The 1,727-nt window shown below is 61.3% G+C and carries 3 protein-coding genes; all 3 read left to right on the forward strand.

Going from position 1 to position 1,727, the window contains the following annotated elements:
* A partial coding sequence (gene clpX, locus A2I95_RS35575) for an ATP-dependent protease ATP-binding subunit ClpX (protein ID WP_291737263.1) occupies nucleotides 1-727 on the forward strand: 727 nt, incomplete at its 5' end.
* Nucleotides 728-866: 139 nt separating this feature from the next.
* Nucleotides 867-1,232 carry a RidA family protein gene (locus tag A2I95_RS35580; RefSeq protein WP_259999407.1) on the forward strand — a complete coding sequence of 122 codons (366 nt, stop codon included), beginning with the start codon at nucleotides 867-869 and terminating at the stop codon, nucleotides 1,230-1,232.
* Nucleotides 1,233-1,365: 133 nt separating this feature from the next.
* Nucleotides 1,366-1,727: NADH:ubiquinone oxidoreductase subunit NDUFA12 (locus A2I95_RS35585; protein ID WP_291737264.1), on the forward strand; the 362-nt coding region annotated here is incomplete at its 3' end.

Consider the following 1,727-nt stretch of genomic DNA (forward strand, 5'->3'; position numbering starts at 1 on the left):
CTATATCGACGAGGTCGACAAGATCACCCGCAAGTCGGAAAACCCCTCGATCACCCGCGACGTATCGGGCGAGGGCGTGCAGCAGGCGCTGCTGAAGCTGATGGAAGGCACCGTGGCAAGCGTGCCGCCGCAGGGCGGGCGCAAGCATCCGCAGCAGGAATTCCTGCAGGTGGACACCACCAATATCCTGTTCATCTGCGGCGGTGCTTTTGCCGGGCTGGACAAGATCATCTCGGCCCGCGGCAAAGGGTCTGCGATGGGCTTTGGCGCGGATGTTCGCGACAACGACGACCGCGGCGTCGGCGAAGTGTTCCAGGAGCTGGAGCCGGAAGATCTGCTGAAATTCGGGCTGATCCCGGAATTTGTCGGCCGACTGCCGGTGCTGGCAACGCTGGAAGATCTGGACGAAGACGCGCTGGTTATCATTCTGACCCAGCCCAAGAACGCTCTGGTCAAACAATATCAGCGCCTGTTCGAGCTGGAAGACACCGAGCTGGACTTTACCGACGAGGCGCTGAGTGCGATTGCCAAGAAAGCAATCGAACGCAAGACCGGTGCCCGCGGTTTGCGGTCGATCATGGAGGATATCCTGCTGGATACCATGTTCGATCTGCCGGGTATGGACAGCGTGACCAAGGTGGTTGTCAATGAGGAGGCGGTGACCTCGGATGCGCAGCCGCTGATGATCCATGCGGACGCCGAGAAAGAGCCGGCATCGGCCGGGTGAATTCATAGAGATTGAGACAAACGGCGCGGTCCTTTCCGCGCCGTTTGCTTTTGGGGGCGGGTTTGATAGGGGCGCTGCCCCCGCAGCGGGAGGCCGCTGCGCCCCCGGGATATTTCGGGCAAGAGGAAGGAGCAGGGCAGTGATCAAACGTATTTCTTCAGGCGGTGAGTTTGAGGCTAAGATCGGCTATTGCCGCGCTGTTGTGGCTGGCGGCTTCGTGCATGTGGCCGGCACCGTCGGGCAGGGCGATGATGTGGTGGCACAGTGCAAATCTGCGCTTGAAACCATTGGCGGTGCCTTGCAGAAGGCGGGCGCTGGCTTTGCCGATGTGGTGCGGGTGAACTATTACCTGCCGGATGCGGCGGAGTTCGAACCCTGCTGGCCGGTTCTGGCTGAGGTCTTTGGCGCCAACCCGCCTGCGGCAACAATGATCGAGTGCAACCTGATCGATCCCAAGTTCCGCATTGAGATTGAAGTGACGGCGCTGGCCCCAGCGGCAGGCTGATCCTGTCAGGTGCGGGAAACGCGCCTCAGGCAAAACTGCCAATTCCCGCCGTGACCCGTCCAGAGGGGCGCAAGCCACTGGACCTTGGCGGGAAATTGGGCCATATCAGAAATGGAAAAATCCGGAGGCACCGATGGGAATCCTGAACACTCTTCTGAGCGCTGTGACATGGTGGAACGGCGCCACCCTGAACACCCGGATGTTCACCGCCCGCAAGGGCATCAAGGTGGGCGAGGATGATCAGGGCAATGTGTTCTACCGCAATGCCGATGACAGCAAACGCTGGGTGATGTTCAATGGCGAGGTCGAAGCCTCGCGCGTCAGCCCCGACTGGCACGGCTGGCTGCACCGCACCTTTGACGAGCTGCCCAGCGAGAAGCCCTTGAAGCACAAGGCCTGGGAAAAGCCGCATCAGGAAAACCTGACCGGCACCATGATGGCCTATGCGCCGGCCGGGTCGATCCGCGCAGGCGGCGAACCCAAGGAACGCCGCGA

It is taken from the genome of Leisingera sp. F5, assembly GCF_001593695.1.